The organism is Acinetobacter sp. YH16038, assembly GCF_013417275.1.
GTDB lineage: Bacteria > Pseudomonadota > Gammaproteobacteria > Pseudomonadales > Moraxellaceae > Acinetobacter.
In genome coordinates this window covers 1-2,007 of sequence record NZ_VPEG01000117.1, presented here as the reverse complement: position 1 = coordinate 2,007, position 2,007 = coordinate 1, and the positions used below count along the sequence as shown (strand labels likewise).

Below are 2,007 nucleotides of genomic sequence, written 5' to 3'. Positions count from 1 at the left end.
TTATTTGGTAATAAGTATAACCATTTGAACCGTAAGAACGATCTTCTGTATTGTAATAAGAACTACCATCACTCCCATATGTGAAGTTACCAACATTATTATAAGAAGTAGTACTGTTATTTTGTTTTTTATTAGCATAATTAACTACGGCATCAGCCATAGCATTTAAACCATTTTGAAGTTGCTGATTTCCTTGAGAGTAACTTTGAAAATTAACACTTGGCGGTGGGATATATGTCCAGTCGTATTTATTTGCTAAGGTAGAAGTAGATAAAATAGTAAATGAAAAAAGTAGAATTAGTATTTTCATAATATTCATATTTAAGTAAAAATTAATTAATTTTAATTTGTTATAACTAATATGTATAGCTAGATGTATCGTAAGATGCCGAGTGAATGTCTACGAACGACTGAGCAACATTAAAATTTCGACCTACTTCATTATCAAGCGTAAGCGGACGAAAAAGCTTTATGAGAAATGCAAATTCATTAATGATCCTGAAAAATACTAGATGATCGGTACTTTGCTTGGTTTTTCTCATTGCTAAGCAAATTACAGCAAGCGCAAAGTTGCCCGACTTTGAAACATGGCTTTAGCCATGTTTCAAAGTATCGAGCTAAATTTTAATTAAACACGTTTCAAAGCCATGATATGACGAACCATATCGTTAATATGCTGTTTTGTTTCATTATCTTGAGAGCTTAGCCAAGTTACAACATCTGCATCAAAAGCCTTTGCTTGAGCAGTGGCATGGCGTTCTTGTAATTTTTTCACAAAATTTGGTTTTACTACTGGCGCATTGGTAGGGTCAAAATTTTTATAACGTTCTAATTCATTTTGCATGGTTATACCTCCGCTTTTGATTGTGCGATGGCTCAAAGCCAGTAATGATTCTTGCAACATCACCACGTTCAACCCAAACCACTGTTAGTAGTCTACCACGATTACTCAGACCAATTGATATTAGCCGTTGCTCATCGTAATGACCAAGATCGTCAAAGGAAATCAGCTCTGGATCAAGAAAAACGCTACATACTTCTTCAAAAGTAATTTCACGCCCTCGATAGACTATTTCCATTTTTTTATCGTGCCATTCAAATAGCAGACCGTAATACTCAATCAACGGCATGTTTAGCCTTTTCCTAGATTTACAACTTCTAAAAGTCTACTTAGAGGGTTTTACTTATTCAATAACTCATTAATTTAAATGGGTTCTAACATCTAAATTTCGTATAACAGCCATTATGTAAAATGAAGGTTTATAAATAAAATTAGCCCCCTAATTCTATTTTTCCATGACAGTGTTTATATCTATAACCACTATTACATGGACATGAGGCTGCTCTACGACTAGGAACTGGTACTAAATTCCAATTTTGACGCCATTTTATTCCTAAATTCAACATCATACCTACACCACAATTATATGAAAAATTTCGTATAAATTGATTTGTTTGAATGTTTGTACCTTTTGGTGAAACTTTTATGTCTATACCAGATACTTCAAAGTTAATTTCAGAAATAGTTAGAGGGAATTCTAAGGAATCAGGAGCTTCTATATCAAAATTCTTTTTAAATAATTCTTTATTATTAATGACATAAAATTTAATTGATAGAAAATCTCCATTTTCATATTTAATTTCAATTTCTTTACCACTAGGGGGGCACTTAAAATCAATAGGAGTTCCTATATTTTCCCAGCAGTTATTCCTCATTACTAAACGCTCTTCCTTAGACACACTAAGCATTTCAACATTTAGCAGTAAATAACCACTTTCATCCCTTGTTAAAGAAACTACATCATAATTATCAATTACAAGTGCGCGAGGTGTTTCATAGTAGAAATTTCCCCCTACTACGGTTAATAATTTATTTCTCCGCCATTCAAAATTGCCTTTTACTTTTTCTGAATTAACCTTATTTTTTTTAAACTCTACTAATTGATCATTGGTATAAGCATAATTATCAGCATTTTTATGAGGCTGTGTACAAAGAGCAATCATACC

The 2,007-nt window shown here is 32.4% G+C and carries 4 protein-coding genes; all 4 read right to left on the bottom strand.

The features are described from left to right. On the bottom strand, window positions 1-310 hold a 310-nt coding region (locus FTV34_RS17125; protein WP_218949385.1), incomplete at its 3' end, for a hypothetical protein. A gap of 318 nt (window positions 311-628) precedes the next feature. Next, a complete protein-coding gene (locus FTV34_RS17120; RefSeq protein ID WP_111886106.1) occupies window positions 629-844 on the bottom strand; it encodes a hypothetical protein in 216 nt (71 codons plus the stop codon). Next, complete coding sequence (locus FTV34_RS17115; RefSeq protein ID WP_179991657.1) at window positions 834-1,130, bottom strand: BrnT family toxin; 297 nt, start codon at window positions 1,128-1,130, stop codon at window positions 834-836. Before FTV34_RS17115 ends, FTV34_RS17120 begins: the two co-directional genes overlap by 11 nt. A 142-nt stretch (window positions 1,131-1,272) precedes the next feature. After that, window positions 1,273-2,007, bottom strand: a 735-nt coding sequence (locus tag FTV34_RS17110; protein ID WP_180070869.1) for an HNH endonuclease, incomplete at its 5' end; no start/stop codon positions are given.